This window comes from Paenibacillus sp. PDC88, assembly GCF_900106725.1.
In the GTDB taxonomy this organism is placed as follows: Bacteria; Bacillota; Bacilli; order Paenibacillales; family Paenibacillaceae; genus Paenibacillus; species Paenibacillus shunpengii.
The window spans coordinates 516,157-529,965 of record NZ_FNNT01000001.1; the positions used below are offsets into that span (position 1 = coordinate 516,157).

The 13,809-nt window shown below is 46.3% G+C and carries 18 protein-coding genes; all 18 read right to left on the bottom strand.

From position 1 onward, the window contains the following. Positions 1-7: 7 nt before the first annotated feature. The 18 genes from fliR to fliG all read right to left on the bottom strand — a co-directional run bounded on the left by fliR (position 8) and on the right by fliG (position 13,805). Positions 8-796, bottom strand: coding sequence for a flagellar biosynthetic protein FliR (fliR, locus tag BLW49_RS02230; RefSeq protein ID WP_076311137.1), 789 nt, complete (start codon positions 794-796; stop codon positions 8-10). Positions 797-808: 12 nt separating this feature from the next. Continuing rightward, positions 809-1,078, bottom strand: a complete 270-nt coding sequence (fliQ, locus tag BLW49_RS02235; protein ID WP_076311138.1) for a flagellar biosynthesis protein FliQ — start codon at positions 1,076-1,078, stop codon at positions 809-811. Between the two features lie 35 nt (positions 1,079-1,113). Then, a complete protein-coding gene (gene fliP / locus BLW49_RS02240) occupies positions 1,114-1,872 on the bottom strand; it encodes a flagellar type III secretion system pore protein FliP (RefSeq protein ID WP_047909708.1) in 759 nt (252 codons plus the stop codon). Next, complete coding sequence (locus BLW49_RS02245) at positions 1,869-2,360, bottom strand: flagellar biosynthetic protein FliO (protein WP_076311139.1); 492 nt, start codon at positions 2,358-2,360, stop codon at positions 1,869-1,871. Before BLW49_RS02245 ends, fliP begins: the two co-directional genes overlap by 4 nt. Positions 2,361-2,369: 9 nt before the next feature. Then, complete coding sequence (locus BLW49_RS02250; protein WP_047909710.1) at positions 2,370-2,735, bottom strand: response regulator; 366 nt, start codon at positions 2,733-2,735, stop codon at positions 2,370-2,372. 30 nt (positions 2,736-2,765) lie between these two features. Continuing rightward, on the bottom strand, positions 2,766-4,058 hold the full coding sequence (gene fliY, locus BLW49_RS02255; protein WP_090722981.1) for a flagellar motor switch phosphatase FliY: 1,293 nt from the start codon (positions 4,056-4,058) through the stop codon (positions 2,766-2,768). Next, positions 4,048-5,046 (bottom strand): flagellar motor switch protein FliM, encoded by a 999-nt coding sequence (fliM, locus tag BLW49_RS02260; protein ID WP_076311141.1) that lies wholly within the window; start codon positions 5,044-5,046, stop codon positions 4,048-4,050. The genes fliY and fliM overlap by 11 nt, the downstream gene beginning before the upstream one ends. A gap of 49 nt (positions 5,047-5,095) precedes the next feature. Beyond that, positions 5,096-5,560 (bottom strand): flagellar basal body-associated FliL family protein, encoded by a 465-nt coding sequence (locus tag BLW49_RS02265; protein ID WP_047909713.1) that lies wholly within the window; start codon positions 5,558-5,560, stop codon positions 5,096-5,098. A 1-nt stretch (position 5,561) separates the two neighbouring features. After that, a complete protein-coding gene (locus BLW49_RS02270; RefSeq protein ID WP_047909714.1) occupies positions 5,562-5,786 on the bottom strand; it encodes a flagellar FlbD family protein in 225 nt (74 codons plus the stop codon). 62 nt (positions 5,787-5,848) lie between these two features. Next, positions 5,849-6,664, bottom strand: coding sequence for a flagellar basal body rod protein FlgG (flgG, locus tag BLW49_RS02275; RefSeq protein ID WP_076311142.1), 816 nt, complete (start codon positions 6,662-6,664; stop codon positions 5,849-5,851). Positions 6,665-6,748: 84 nt separating this feature from the next. Beyond that, the gene (locus BLW49_RS02280) at positions 6,749-7,135 is read right to left on the bottom strand and encodes a TIGR02530 family flagellar biosynthesis protein (protein WP_076311143.1); all 387 of its coding nucleotides are present in this window, start codon (positions 7,133-7,135) and stop codon (positions 6,749-6,751) included. Further along, positions 7,132-7,653 (bottom strand): flagellar hook capping FlgD N-terminal domain-containing protein, encoded by a 522-nt coding sequence (locus BLW49_RS02285; RefSeq protein WP_076311144.1) that lies wholly within the window; start codon positions 7,651-7,653, stop codon positions 7,132-7,134. The genes BLW49_RS02280 and BLW49_RS02285 overlap by 4 nt, the downstream gene beginning before the upstream one ends. 21 nt (positions 7,654-7,674) lie before the next feature. Continuing rightward, positions 7,675-9,162 carry a flagellar hook-length control protein FliK gene (locus BLW49_RS02290; protein WP_090722982.1) on the bottom strand — a complete coding sequence of 496 codons (1,488 nt, stop codon included), beginning with the start codon at positions 9,160-9,162 and terminating at the stop codon, positions 7,675-7,677. 38 nt (positions 9,163-9,200) lie between these two features. After that, on the bottom strand, positions 9,201-10,142 hold the full coding sequence (locus BLW49_RS02295; RefSeq protein ID WP_090722983.1) for a MotE family protein: 942 nt from the start codon (positions 10,140-10,142) through the stop codon (positions 9,201-9,203). 41 nt (positions 10,143-10,183) lie between these two features. Further along, positions 10,184-10,627, bottom strand: a complete 444-nt coding sequence (gene fliJ / locus BLW49_RS02300; protein WP_047909720.1) for a flagellar export protein FliJ — start codon at positions 10,625-10,627, stop codon at positions 10,184-10,186. A gap of 11 nt (positions 10,628-10,638) precedes the next feature. Further along, positions 10,639-11,958 (bottom strand): flagellar protein export ATPase FliI, encoded by a 1,320-nt coding sequence (fliI, locus tag BLW49_RS02305; protein ID WP_090722985.1) that lies wholly within the window; start codon positions 11,956-11,958, stop codon positions 10,639-10,641. Next, the gene (locus BLW49_RS02310; RefSeq protein ID WP_047909722.1) at positions 11,945-12,799 is read right to left on the bottom strand and encodes a FliH/SctL family protein; all 855 of its coding nucleotides are present in this window, start codon (positions 12,797-12,799) and stop codon (positions 11,945-11,947) included. The genes fliI and BLW49_RS02310 overlap by 14 nt, the downstream gene beginning before the upstream one ends. Further along, entirely contained in the window at positions 12,792-13,805 is a 1,014-nt protein-coding gene (gene fliG / locus BLW49_RS02315; protein ID WP_047909723.1) for a flagellar motor switch protein FliG, read from the bottom strand. Before fliG ends, BLW49_RS02310 begins: the two co-directional genes overlap by 8 nt. Between the last annotated feature and the right edge of the window lie 4 nt (positions 13,806-13,809).

Genomic DNA, 13,809 nt, shown 5'->3' on the forward strand with positions numbered 1-13,809 from the left:
TCAAGCCTTAAGCTCCTTGTTTAATCACTTCCAGAACTCCCTGCATAGCTTCAAACATGACTGCGAATAAATTTTCAAATAAATATAACAAGCCTGGTATAGTGATCAGCATCATCGCGAGTCCTACCAGAATTTTTAACGGAACACCTATGACAAACACGTTGAACTGCGGCGCAGTTCTTGCTAAGAAGCCGAGACCCACATCTGTCATAAACAGAGCGACAACAAGAGGTGCTGCCAGCTGAAATGCGAGCATAAACGCCTGAGCGAAGGCTGTTATGATTAACTCAGCGATATTCCCACTTGCGATTGCTGCAAAAAAATCATTCCCTACCAGCGGTACCCACTCGTAGCTGTACACGATTGCATCCAGCATTCGATGATGACCGTTCATGGTTAGAAACAACAGGACAGCAAAGGCATACTTCACATTCCCTGTCAAAGGAGCAGCTGCGCCTGTCATGGGGTCGTAGACATTTGCCATCCCAAACCCGATCTGAATATCGATAAATGCACCTGCTGTTTGGATCGCTGTGATCATGAGTAGTGCGATGTAGCCCAGCAGCAGACCCATCAGTATTTCTTTCACAATGAGCAGAATGTATTGACCATCCATCGGAATTGACTGGCCCAAGCCAAATGTGAGGTACACAATGACGGTAATAAAAAAAGATATTCCGATCTTAAATACCCCTGGAACCCCTGGCGTAGAAAATATAGGTGCTGCTACAAAAAATGCTGTAATTCGACAAAAAATAAGCAGAGCGACAGAAAAACCTTGAAGCATCATCTCCATGTTTGTATATGCCTACCCGATATAAGTATGAAGATTATTCAAAATGTTAAATGTAAAATCGACCATTGTTGCAAGTATCCATGGCCCAAATAACAACAGTGCCACTAGCACCGCAATAATCTTGGGAACAAAAGCCAGTGTTTGCTCCTGGATCTGTGTCGTCGCTTGAAAAATACTGATAATAAGACCTACTACAAGCCCTAATACAAGCATTGGTGCACTGATTTCCAGTGCGATAAAAATTGCTTGCCCTGCCAGTTCAATGATAAAATCGGACGTCATGGCCGCTTGCCTCCAATGTCTAGATGCGCCCTAGTTTAAGGACTGAAACTTAATAACAGAGATTTTACGACCAAATACCAGCCATCCACCAGAACAAAGAGAAGGATCTTGAAGGGCAGTGATATCATGACCGGCGGGAGCATCATCATCCCCATCGCCATAAGTACACTCGACACGACAATATCAATGACTAGAAATGGAATAAATATCATAAAGCCCATCTGAAATGCAGTTTTCAATTCACTTATGGCATAGGCCGGAACAAGTACATGTAAGGGAATATCCTCATAGGACTCGGGTTGCTCCGCTCCGGTGTATTCCATAAACAGCAGCAGATCCTTCTCTCTTGTATGAGAGAACATGAATTCCTTCATCGGCTCAGCTGCCTCCTCCAGTGCTTCCGTCTGAGTAAGCTCTCCTCTCAGATAAGGCTGGAGTGCGACTTCATTCATTTGTGATATGGTTGGAGACATAATAAACAAGGTCAGAAAAAGGGCCAGTCCGACAAGCACTTGGTTCGGCGGCATTTGGTTCGTTCCGAGCGACGTTCTGACAAAGCTCAGGACGATAACGATCCTAGTAAAGCTTGTCATTAATACGAGAATTGCAGGTGCAATGCTTAATACCGTAATGAGTAAAATAATAGATAATGCACTTGTGCTCGGTTCTTCGCCTTCCGTATTCCCGAACTCAATGGAGATATCAGGGATCGGCTGTGCCGCAAAGGCCTCTGTACCATTGAATACCGTCAGGCACACCCACAACAGACATGCAACTACAATCTTCTTATTCATGAATCCCTCGACCGATCTCTAGTATCTTCTTGAAGCCAGTCTTCCATCTGTTCCTTGCGATCTGGCATTCCTTGAAGTTTCTGTTCAAATAATTGCTTAAAATCAGCTTCATCAACTTCTTCAGACTTGGCCCGATTTCGGTTAAGCCGGGTCTTCAGCTTCTCAATCGTTGAGAGGAGTGATGCTGTTTCCCTTCCTTCAAGCTCGAATTGCTTCATTAGCTGACTGATCTCCTCGGGATCAGCTAAGGTATCAATGACATTGATATCCTCACCAACCCCAAGGATATATAGTTTACTGCCTATTTCAACGATTTGAATGGATTTGCTCGGTCCAAGACCGACTCCGCCAACAATTCTCATCGCTTTCTTTTGGAAAAAATGCTGATTCTTACGACCCAGCCAGCGTATAAGCAGCACGATGGCTGCGATGATCGCAATAAGGACTATAATTACCCATAACAGCTGGCCATAATAGCTGGTTTCCATCGGTATCGATTAAATGCCTAACGTCTTATTAATTGCTTCGATAACACGATCGGATTGGAACGGCTTCACGATGAAGTCCTTCGCACCTGCCTGAATGGCGTCAATAACCATTGCCTGCTGTCCCATTGCAGAACACATGATGACTTTAGCATTAGGCTCGATTTTTTTGATCTCCTTCAATGCAGCAATACCGTCCATTTCTGGCATGGTGATATCCATGGTGATCAAGTCAGGACGAAGCTCCTTATACTTTTCAATAGCCTGTGCTCCATCTTGCGCTTCTCCCACAACCTCAAACCCGTTTTTTGTCAGAATGTCCCGAATCATCATTCTCATAAATGCTGCGTCGTCCACGATTAGAATTCGATTTGCCATGTTAGTTAAAATCCTCCCCAAAAATTATGCTTATTGTATTTTCTGTAGTCGGTCCCATTCACTGATGATATCTGTTACACGTACACCAAAGTTCTCGTCAATAACAACGACCTCGCCCTTAGCGATCAGCTTCTGGTTTACAAGAATATCTACAGGCTCACCGGCAAGCTTGTCCAGTTCAATAATTGATCCCTGAGATAGTTCCAAAATATCCTTAATTTGCTTCTGGGTCCTTCCTAATTCTACGGTGACTTTAAGCGGTATGTCCATCAATAAATTCAAATTATTGTCGCTTTGCTGCCCAAAATTTCCATTTTGAAAGTTTGCGAATTGTACTGGTTGCACATTTACACCGCGTGCGTGCATATTTCCGTAATGCTGTGGTTCGTTATACTGCATATTCGGCATTTGCTGCGGCATCTGTTGCTGCATTGGCGGCATCGCTGTTTGTCCCTGCCAAGGGTCCTGATATGGCATGCTTGGCATCTGCATCGGTTCAGATGGTGCAGAAGGCATACTATTCGGATGCTCCTGCGGAGTGTGTACCGTAGGCTGCGCTGCCTGAGCTGGTGGTGCTGGTTCAGTCATCTCCTCGACCGCTGCAGCAGCTTCATTTGCAGCTTCATCCATAGGATCAGACGAACCATGGATCAGCATATGAACCATATTTTTCGCAAAATCGACTCTTAACAGCTGCATAATGTTCGAATCAATTAAATCTCCAATGAGCAGTCTGAAGGATACCTTAATCAGCGTTTCGTCCATTGGGAAATTGTTGAGCCCTTCACCGCTGGACATATTCAAAATGTCGATGCTTGGCGGCGAAATATTTACAAAGCGATTAAACAAAGTGGACATGGAGGTGGCTGAAGACCCCATCATCTGGTTCATTGCTTCTTGAACCGCACTGATATGAATTTCATTCAGTTCCTCATCCTGCGGATTCCCTTCACCGCCCAGCATCAAGTCAGCTATCACCTGCGCGTCGCGCTTTTTGATCACAAGGGAATTAATTCCTTCAAATCCGTCTACGTACGTAACATGTACGGTAACATGTGGTTTGGGGAACTCCTCTTCAAACTGTGACTTATTAATAATCGAAATTTTAGGTGTTGTTATATCTACTTTATTCCCGAGCAAGGTGGACAGCGCTGTTGCCGCACTCCCGAAGGTAATGTTGCCAATTTCGCCCAATGCATCCTGCTCGAGCGGTGTGAGATAATCGTCAACCGTCTTGATTACAGGCTCTCCGCTGGAAATGGATTCAGATTGCTTCAATAGAGCATCTATCTCTTCCTGGGACAAATAATCTTTACTCGTCAAGCTCTTCAACTCCTTCAATCAGAATCTCATCTATCTGCACGGCTACTCGATCTCTAAGTGTACCGGGACTTCCCATAAATTTAGCTCGTTCCCCCACCTTGATCGTCAGCCCTTCCTCAACCGGCTTATTTAATGTAATGACATCTCCGACATTCAAGGATAGAAACTCTGCTATGGAAATATTCGACTCACCCAGTTCTGCGATAATGGGCAATTTCGCTTTTTTAACTCTTTCTTTTAAGGCTACGACTTCCTCAGGCGCTCTCGATTTCTTCTCGGATATAAACCACTGATGTGTCGACAGCTTGGACATGATCGGTTCAACTACCACATGCGGAATACATAAATTTATCATTCCTGTGGTGTCACCGATCTTGGTGCTGAGCGAAATAAGAGCAATGGTCTCGTTCGGAGATACGATCTGCATAAACTGCGGATTCGTCTCCAGTGCTTCCATTCTTGGTGTGATATCAAGTACCGTCTTCCACGCTTCTTGCAGGCTGTCGAATGCTTTGCTAAATATTCGTTCCATAATGGTAGTTTCAATCTCAGTCATTGAGCTGTTCTTGGCTGATGAGGTCCCGGGCCCGCCCAGTAAACGATCCAGCATCGCGTAGGCAACGTTGGGGTGCACTTCGAGCACCATTCTGCCTTGGAGCGGCTCCGCTTCAAATATGTTCAAGATCGTCATCTTCGGTATGGACCTGATAAACTCGTCATAAGGCAGCTGCTCAACCTGAACAACATTAATTTGAACAAAAGTTCGTAATTGTGCTGAAAAATAAGTCGTCAGATACCTCGCAAAGTTCTCATGTATACGCGTCAGGCTTCGAATATGATCCTTCGAAAAGCGTACTGCACGTTTAAAATCGTAGGATCTGATCTTTCGCGCGGTTTCTTCCTTCTTGAGCTCTTCAGCATCCATCTCCCCAGAGGAAAGAGCAGCGAGGAGGGCATCAATCTCATTCTGTGAAAGTACATCAACCATTTATCTCACCCCCTTGCAGAAATAAAAATGAACTTGCCTAAGCTGCATTTTACAAGCCTGCTACCACGATAGAAGTTATTTTACTTTCCGTAACTCTGCCGCTTGGCAGTTCTTTATTAATGAGCTCTGTGAGCTCACTCAGGAACAAATCACGGTTCTTGCCGGACTCAAGCTGCTCAGGCTGAGTATCAGCTAGTTTCTGCAGTATAGCGGGCTTGATTTGAATTTCCTTGATCTTCTCAAAATCTTCTTTGGCTTCCTTGGAGTTGACCTGGAAAGCGAGGTTCAATTGCACAATATTCGTATATCCTGCAAGGTTGGTCTTGATGTCAGTAATTTCTGAAGTCAGCTCTACGATTTCATCTGCGGATAAATGCTTCGTCGCTGTACTTTCAGCCACTTCCTGATTTGAGCTCTCATCTGCATTTGTCCGATCTACTAACAGAACCACAGCAAGCACGATCAGGGTAATGCCAAGCATGATCGTAGAAAGCCAGGGTAACATCTTTTTCATATTAGGAATCCTCCGTTTGCTGCTGCACTTTTATCGTTGCTGCATGTATGCCTATTTCACCGTTATACTCTTTGATCTTGTTAATGATTTCGTCTGCCTTTTCTAATACAATCAAACGTTTACCTGTAACGAGAGTGACGTATGTATCCGGTGTTTCTTCTACAGTTTCTACGAGCAGCGCATTTAACCACATGGATGAACCATTTAATCTCGTCACTAATATCATGGGTTTTCCTCCCGCTTAAGTGCCTAAGGGAAGCTGTCAGCCTCCCCTAAGCTATCAAATTATTAACGCTTGAGGTTTACGACTTCAGTAAGCACTTCATCAGAGGTTGTAATAATACGTGAATTCGCTTGGAATCCGCGCTGTGCCACGATCATTTCTGTAAATTCACCTGTAAGATCGACGTTCGACATTTCCAGCTGTCCTGTAACAATCGCTCCAGTACCTGCTTCAGCGTCATTGGCAGTGACGATTTCAAGCTCTCCTTCTGGATTGGCATTCAAGGTCATACGGTACAGGTTGCCTCCCATTTTCTCAAGACCACCCGGATTTGCGACAAGTCCAATCCCTAGCTGAACATCTGCTGCTACGGTTCCATCCGCAAGCTGTGTATTAATCGTGCCATCCTGACCAATTGAAAAAGCCACCACTTCAGGGTCGATCACGATCGCTGCTCCATCGGAATCAAAGACAAACAATCCGTCAGAAGTCAGGAGATTACCATTTGCATCCACATGAAAATCACCAGCACGTGTAAGATAAGGCGGTTCTTGACCATCCGTAAGACCTACAAGAAAGAATCCATTTCCTTCGAGACGCAAATCCGTAGGATTGTTTGTCGTCTGGGCAGACCCAGCGAGGTGCAATGTATCAATTGAACCCACACTCACTCCAAGACCTACCTGTTTCGCATTTACTCCTCCACTCTCATCAGTTGGCGCGGTTGTTCCGGAGATCGTCTGGCTCATAATATCCTTGAACATTACCCGGCTGGATTTAAATCCGGTCGTATTCACATTCGCAATATTGTTACCGATCACATCAAGCTTGGTTTGGAATCCTCTCATTCCGGACACTCCGGAATACATAGACTTCAGCATTTCGCACTACCTTTCTTTTGTTCAGTTATTTTTGCCGCTTCAGTCGGTCCACGGCATGAAGGCTCTCCGTTTAGGGCCAGCCGGTTAAGATATAATTACTGCACTGTCAATCTGAGTAAATACATTGTCACTCATGGAATCCCCGTTCACTGCGGTTACCACAGTGCGGTTCGGTACATTTACAATAAAGGCCGTATCCTGCATCAGCACCAGCGTTTCCTTTGCTCCTTTTGCTGCCGCCTTATCAATTGCATCACCGAGCTTCATCAGCTGCTCATTCCCAAGCTCGATTCCACGCTGTGCAAGCCTTTTGGAAGCATGATGACTGAGCTTGACCCACTCCTGATTTAGCAGCTCTTGAAAAGAAGTTCCTGCCGCTGAGGAGCTCGTGCTCTTCTTGTTGACATCTCGAAGGCTTCCGGGTGTAACCGGTCCTGTATACAGCTGGCCTACTCTCAAAATGTCACTCATACCTGTGTACCGGATTGATCTTCAGACGATTCTTCATCAGCGAGCTCTGCATCTGGCTGCTGCACTTCTTCTCCCTCTGCTGGTGCTGGATCACTGATTTGTATGATGTCTGTGAGGGCTACTTCTTCATCACCGATCATTGCATACTGAATTTGATCACGAATTATGATGGACTCAACCTGTCCAGTAAGCACACCCGATTCTCCCGACTCCGCATCTTTTCCGATCCAGCTTACATTTTTGCCAATCAATCCGGATGCTGCTCCTAGAGATTGTGCCAAGCTCTCCAGCTGGCCTGAAATATTGGTCAGCTGTTCGACTGAAGTAAATTGTGCCATCTGAGCGATAAATTCTTTATCCTCCATCGGCTGCATCGGATTCTGATTCTGCAGCTGGGTTATAAGAATTTTGAGGAATTGATCCTTGCCCATCTCCTGCGTTGATTTTCTGCTGGCTGCGGCCACATTGCCCGCGGAATAGTTCGGCCATACATTAGATGTTGAGATTATGTCTGCCACTCGTTACCACCTCACTTCCTATCAAGCTTTGGCTGTAAAGCCTTGGGTACGTTCTGCTGAAGGGAAGACCTCCAGTCCTTGCTGTTCTCGCATCCATGTTCGAAGCTCATCCTGCATTTCTACCGCCTGAATGGCATCTTCATCTCTTTGCTCACGTTCCCTGGATCTCCGTTCTCCTCCGGACTGTCCATTAGAACCTCCCCCATCCTGATACATATGGGAAGATAGTGATGTGTTCTGTGTGACTTCCAGTCTTTCGACTTGGATCCCCTGAGCCTGGAGTGCGGCTCTCAGCTGAGTGATCTGCTGCTCGAGCAAATCTTTGGCTATCACCTGCTCTGTCATAAAACGGGCAACGAGTTGTCCATTCTGCATGGATAGCTGAACATCAACCTGCCCTAAATGTTCCGGCCGCAGTGAAATTACCGCCTCCGCTACGCCGTTCTGTTTAACAAACTCGAACTTTTGAATGACAAACTCAGACATATCCTTCACAAATTGTCCCGCAGGTATTGCCATCTCAGATTTTGCAACCGGTGTTTGAACATTACCGCTGCGCAGTACGAGCTGACCCGCTGTTGTAGGTTCATTCTCTTTCCCTTGTTCACCATCTGAGGTTGAAGCCGAAGAGTCCGTTTCTTCAACGATGCTGGTCTTCGAAGCTTCTGTAGGAACAAGCTTGCCGGCTTCCTTGTCTGTCACCTGATTGGAGTCCTCCGTGGTGCTAACGGTACTCGTGCTGTCCTCACCCGCAGCTTTGAGCAGTTGCTCCATTAATGCAGAGCTGGCATTCTGGATCACAGCTTCCTTATTCGAAGACATATTTACGACTGTTGCTATTTGCTCTGTTACAACCTGTAATTTCTCTAGAGACTCTGTACTTATATCTGATTTTTGTAACAAATTCTTGAGAGAGGTAATCAGCTCTGTATGTAGGCTCTGCTGCACCAGGGCTTGTCCATCTGAACTCTTCTTCCCGCTCGCTTCAACCACTTGTTGTAATGCCTCTTGCACCGCATATTGGATCGTGTTCGGATCATTAGCCAGGATATTGACTATTTGCTGTGAAGTAGAATCCGATGATTCACTTCCTTCCTGAGCAGCTGGGTAATATGCATTCATGAATTGCGAGAGCCAAGCATTTAAATCGGCTAATAATTCTGAATCCTCTAGCAGAAGCTTCTCTTTGGAGTCTTCCAATGCTTTGATCAGGTTCTCAATCAGCTGTTCTGCTGCTGCGAATAGCTCTGACTCATCCTGCAGTGCCAGATTCATTTCCTCCTCGGAAGCCGCCGTCATTCCGGCTGCGGCCATTAAAGTAAATAATCCCGCTTGATTGACGTCAGATGTACTGCTGCCAGAGGATGTAGTTGTCCCCATCAATCCCTGAAGCTGTTCCAGAAAGGACGGCTGCGTACTCGATCCCGTTACGCTGCTGTTTCCTGCAAGTGTGCTGCTTGTTGATTCGACAGTCTGTGTCATCGCCATTTGCGGCAAGAAAGATATCATTTCTTTTTTTCACCTCCTTTCAAATTGCAAACTAAGGTCTATTTCCCACCCATAAGTCTATTCAGGATTTTGGCAGAAGCTTCTTTGTCAATGCCAGACATGCTGTCAAGGAGTTCTGCTCTCTTGGCATCATCAACCGTCTTAAGGATCGTAATGGCCCGATCAGAGCTGATCTTGTTCATCTCCAGAATAAGCTCTGCACCGCTTGCAGCCGACATGGATGAGAACGTTTGAGTAAGCTCATTCTGGTCCAGATTCCGACTGTTATTGGTCTGCGCCGTCTCTGCTGCGGGCTGACTTGCCGCGAGCTTCGATTGCAATGCCGCGATTGCCTTCACCTCTGATGTTGTTACTTCCTTGAGAGCTGAAGTCAATTCAGCAGCAGACTGTGGATTCATTTTCTCTAGAATGCCTATTCGTTCATCCGATTTCATCTCTGATAGAAGCTGTACCTGCTCTTCTTTTGTCATACTCTGAATAATTGGTGCCGCTTTGCTAGGCTTCATCTCACCATACATCTTGGCCAGGTCTCTGATCTCCTGCACATAAGGATCGACCTGTTCCTCGCCATCTTCCGTTCTGCTATCCTTCGCTTGCTCCAGCTGCTTAATTTCTTCTTCTAACTGTTTCACTTTGTCATCCTGCTGTGTCTTTTGCGCTTCTGCCTCGGCCAGATCCTTCTCAGCAGCCTCAAGGTCTGCTTTCAAAGTTTCGATTGTAGCCTGATCGCTCTCCATTTGCTGCTCCAGCTTTCTCTCTTTGACCAATTCAGGATCAAGTGCATCTTCAGGAATCCATTCTCTAACAATCGGAACTTGGCTTAAGAAAGCCATAGCCTTATTCTTGAAGTCACCGTTCAGTACGATGAGAAGTGCGGTAACGAGAACAGCTGTAAATACGATCGGGACTGCGATTACAAGGAATTTTTCCCATCCGCTGCTGGACTCTCGCTCCAGCTCTTCCTTATCCTTGCCTACCAAAACTCATACCTCCTCCGGCGCATTTCCTCACGTCACTGTCATTAACGTGCTTTGACTGCAAAGCGCACCGTTGCCATTTCATCCAGTTCATTTTGTTCCCGAAGTAGCATTTCCTGTTGAAAATGCATTTTTGCTTTTTCTCTTGCTTCCATCCAAACCTTCTCGTCCAGCATCTTGTCATTCAAAAAATCCTGATTCTTCTTCACGTTCACCTGTGCATAAGCCACGTCGTTGTTCTTACGGCTGATACATTCGTCCAGATAATGAATATATCGGTTCATTTCCTGAAGATTCGCAGCAGATAATGACTGCTGAGATGACGATGAGATGCCTTGGAGCATATTCTCTTTATCTTGAACCAGCTCCATAAGATGCTGCTCCTCTGACTTCAGCTTCCCAATTGCGGAGGATAGCAGCCATTCCGCTTGTGTTTTTTCAGTGGATTTAAGATCGACAACCTTCTGAAAATGATACGTGAATCTCATAACTTACTTGTTCATCTCCTCGAAAATTCTGTAATCAATCTCTGCATAACCTCGTCCAAATTCGTCTTCTCATCTACTTTTTGGCGAGTAAAATCCCAAATATCTCCGATTCGGTCGATAGACTCGTCAATTTCCGCATTAGAGCCTTTTTGATAAGCACCTATGTTAATCAGATCCTCCGAGTTCTTGAACACGGACATCAGTCTCTTTATATTTTCGGCAGCCTCAATCTGATCGCGGGGGGCAATGTCCTTCATCACCCGGCTTATACTCGCCAGCACATCAATGGCTGGGAAATGCCCTTTGTTGGCAATGCCCCGATTGAGCACGATGTGCCCATCGAGAATCCCTCTGACCGCATCGGCAATCGGTTCGTTCATATCGTCACCATCTACCAGCACGGTATAAAAAGCAGTGATTGAGCCCGTTGGTCCTGTACCCGCTCTTTCCAGCAATTTAGGGAGACTCGCAAATACAGACGGGGTATAACCTCTCATAGCGGGCGGTTCCCCAACGGCTAGACCAACCTCCCGCTGGGCCATCGCATATCTCGTAACAGAGTCCATCATCAGCATCACATTCATGCCTCGATCTCGGAAGTACTCTGCAATGGTTGTCGCAATGAGCGCCCCCTTAATCCTCACCAGTGCAGGCTGATCCGAGGTCGCAACGATGACAACAGACCGTTCCAATCCTTCTGGTCCCAAATCCCGCTCAATGAAATCGAGCACCTCACGTCCGCGCTCTCCAATCAGTGCGATGACATTCACATCAGCTGATGTATTTCTTGCGATCATACCCATGAGTGTGCTTTTCCCTACCCCGGATCCGGCAAAAATACCTACACGCTGGCCTTTGCCAATCGTAAGCAGGCCGTCGATGGCCCGAACACCAATGCTTATCGGCTCCTGCACTCTGGGCCTGTTGAGCGGATTAATAGGCGTACTAGAGGTGGAGTAATGCTGCATTCTCGCGGGTATTAACGATCCATCCAGCGGCTGACCTAATCCATCCAGTACTTTTCCTAACAGCTCAGAACCCACCTGTACATTCAGCGGCTTCCCCGTCCCTACGACATCACATCCAGGACCGATAGATTGCAGATCTCCAAGCGGCATCAGCAGCACTTTGTTGTCTCTAAACCCGACAACCTCAGCCTTCAAAGGTGCCGATGACTGGCTGGGATAGATGAGGCATACATCCCCTATGCTGGCGTCTGGACCTTCCGACTCCACCATCAGCCCGATCACCTGCGTTACTTTTCCATTAATGCGAATCGGGTCCAAATGTTTGAGTTGATCTATATATCTGTGTGAGCTAAGCACCTTCATACTGTCCTCGCTCCTCCTGATCAAGTGCAACTCGGATCAATTCCTTCTTGATCTCTGTCAATTGGGTATCTATTCTTGCATCGACACTCCCGTATGCCGAACGGATAACACAGCCTCGATCCTTGACAGAAGCGTCAGGCAATATTTTCAGCTCGGCTTGAGAATCAATCGCGAAGGACAATTCCTCTCTCGCTGCTTGAACAAAGGAGAACTGGGATGGAGCGACACATAGAGTAATGACCCCTTGCTCTCGTTTCCGAGATAGATTCTTCTTGATCAGATCGAGCATGAGATCCGTATCCTCAGTCAGCTGTCTGTCAATGATTTTCTCCGCGATTGCACTGCTGAGCTCAACGAGGAAGGGCTCTGCTTCCTGTATGATCTGCTCCTTCGCTTGGTATGCTTCATTCAGCACTGCCTGAGCTTCAAGCATCTTAATCTCCACTTGCTCCTGAAGCTCCTTCTGTGCTTTGTCACACCCTTCGTCATATCCCTGTTTAAAACCCTCAGAGCGCAGCGCCTCAACCAAATGCTCATCCTGTAATCTTTTTTCTTCCCACCAGGCCTCGATCTGAGCTCTGCTCTCCTGCAGTATCCGTTCCGCTTCTTCTGCCGCTTCACGAATCTGTCTTTCTGCAAATTCTTTCGCATTATGAAGCATTTCTTCTTTTAGTTTCAGAGTCTCCTCATCAACACTCGGCTGTTGACCGATATTAGAAGTAACATCCAAATTGTCCGTAATTTGTTCCTCCTGCTGCTTATCGCCATACTCATGAACAGATCTCAGCTGTTTGTGAGTATCCACCGGGACGTATTGGAAGGACTTGATCAAATTAGACAACGATATCATCTCCTCCGCCGCGAGCTATAATAATCTCACCGGCTTCTTCCAGTCTTCTGATCGTTGCTACAATTCGAGTCTGTGCTTCTTCCACATCACGAAGCCTTACAGGACCCATGTACTCCATCTCTTCCTTGAACGTTTCGGACATGCGTTTCGACATGTTCGTGAATATCGCCTGACGCACTTCTTCACTCGCCACTTTAAGGGCAAGCTGCAGATCGGCATTGTCGATATCACGGATAATGCGCTGAATTGAACGGTTATCCACATTAACGATGTCTTCAAATACAAACATCCGTTTCTTAATTTCTTCTGCAAGCTCTGGATCTTGAATTTCGAGAGAGTCGAGAATGGTACGCTCTGTTCCCCGATCGACACCATTTAGAATCTGAACAATGGATTCAATACCGCCGGCATTCGTGTAATCCTGTGTCACGGTTGCAGACAGCTTCTGTTCCAGAACCCGTTCAACCTGTGAAATGACTTCAGGTGAAGTGCTGTCCATAACGGCAACACGTCTTGCAACATCTGCCTGCTTGTCCTGCGGAAGCGAGGACAGGATAGCTGCTGCCTGCTCAAATTGCAGATAGGACAGTACTAGCGCAATGGTTTGCGGACTCTCGTTCTGAATGAAGTTAAGAATTTGATTCGGATCCGCTTTACGAGCAAAATCAAACGGTCTGACCTGAAGTGTAGCGGTTAGACGATTGATAACCTCGAGCGCTTTTTGTGATCCAAGCGCTTTTTCCAATATCTCTTTGGCATAATTGATCCCGCCCTGAGAGATATATTCCTGTGCCAGGCAAATTTGATGGAACTCGGACATAATCAATTCCTTTTCTCCCGAATCCACCTTACGAACATTGGCAATTTCCAGCGTCAATTGTTCGATCTCTTCATCTCTCAAATGCTTGAATATCTGCGCAGACACTTCCGGTCCTAATGTTATAAGCAATATGGCGGCTTTCTGCCGGCCTGTTAATCCGTTCCCCTGCTTAACCAACTCG

Excerpts from the sequence above, each read along its gene's own strand:
- fliR (WP_076311137.1), bottom strand. The coding sequence starts at position 796 with ATGGAGATGATGCTTCAAGGTTTTTCTGTCGCTCTGCTTATTTTTTGT.
- fliQ (WP_076311138.1), bottom strand. The coding sequence starts at position 1,078 with ATGACGTCCGATTTTATCATTGAACTGGCAGGGCAAGCAATTTTTATC.
- fliP (WP_047909708.1), bottom strand. The coding sequence starts at position 1,872 with ATGAATAAGAAGATTGTAGTTGCATGTCTGTTGTGGGTGTGCCTGACG.
- BLW49_RS02245 (WP_076311139.1), bottom strand. The coding sequence starts at position 2,360 with ATGGAAACCAGCTATTATGGCCAGCTGTTATGGGTAATTATAGTCCTT.
- BLW49_RS02250 (WP_047909710.1), bottom strand. The coding sequence starts at position 2,735 with ATGGCAAATCGAATTCTAATCGTGGACGACGCAGCATTTATGAGAATG.
- fliM (WP_076311141.1), bottom strand. The coding sequence starts at position 5,046 with ATGGTTGATGTACTTTCACAGAATGAGATTGATGCCCTCCTCGCTGCT.
- BLW49_RS02265 (WP_047909713.1), bottom strand. The coding sequence starts at position 5,560 with ATGAAAAAGATGTTACCCTGGCTTTCTACGATCATGCTTGGCATTACC.
- BLW49_RS02270 (WP_047909714.1), bottom strand. The coding sequence starts at position 5,786 with ATGATATTAGTGACGAGATTAAATGGTTCATCCATGTGGTTAAATGCG.
- flgG (WP_076311142.1), bottom strand. The coding sequence starts at position 6,664 with ATGCTGAAGTCTATGTATTCCGGAGTGTCCGGAATGAGAGGATTCCAA.
- BLW49_RS02280 (WP_076311143.1), bottom strand. The coding sequence starts at position 7,135 with ATGAGTGACATTTTGAGAGTAGGCCAGCTGTATACAGGACCGGTTACA.
- BLW49_RS02290 (WP_090722982.1), bottom strand. The coding sequence starts at position 9,162 with ATGATATCTTTCTTGCCGCAAATGGCGATGACACAGACTGTCGAATCA.
- fliJ (WP_047909720.1), bottom strand. The coding sequence starts at position 10,627 with ATGAGATTCACGTATCATTTTCAGAAGGTTGTCGATCTTAAATCCACT.
- fliI (WP_090722985.1), bottom strand. The coding sequence starts at position 11,958 with ATGAAGGTGCTTAGCTCACACAGATATATAGATCAACTCAAACATTTG.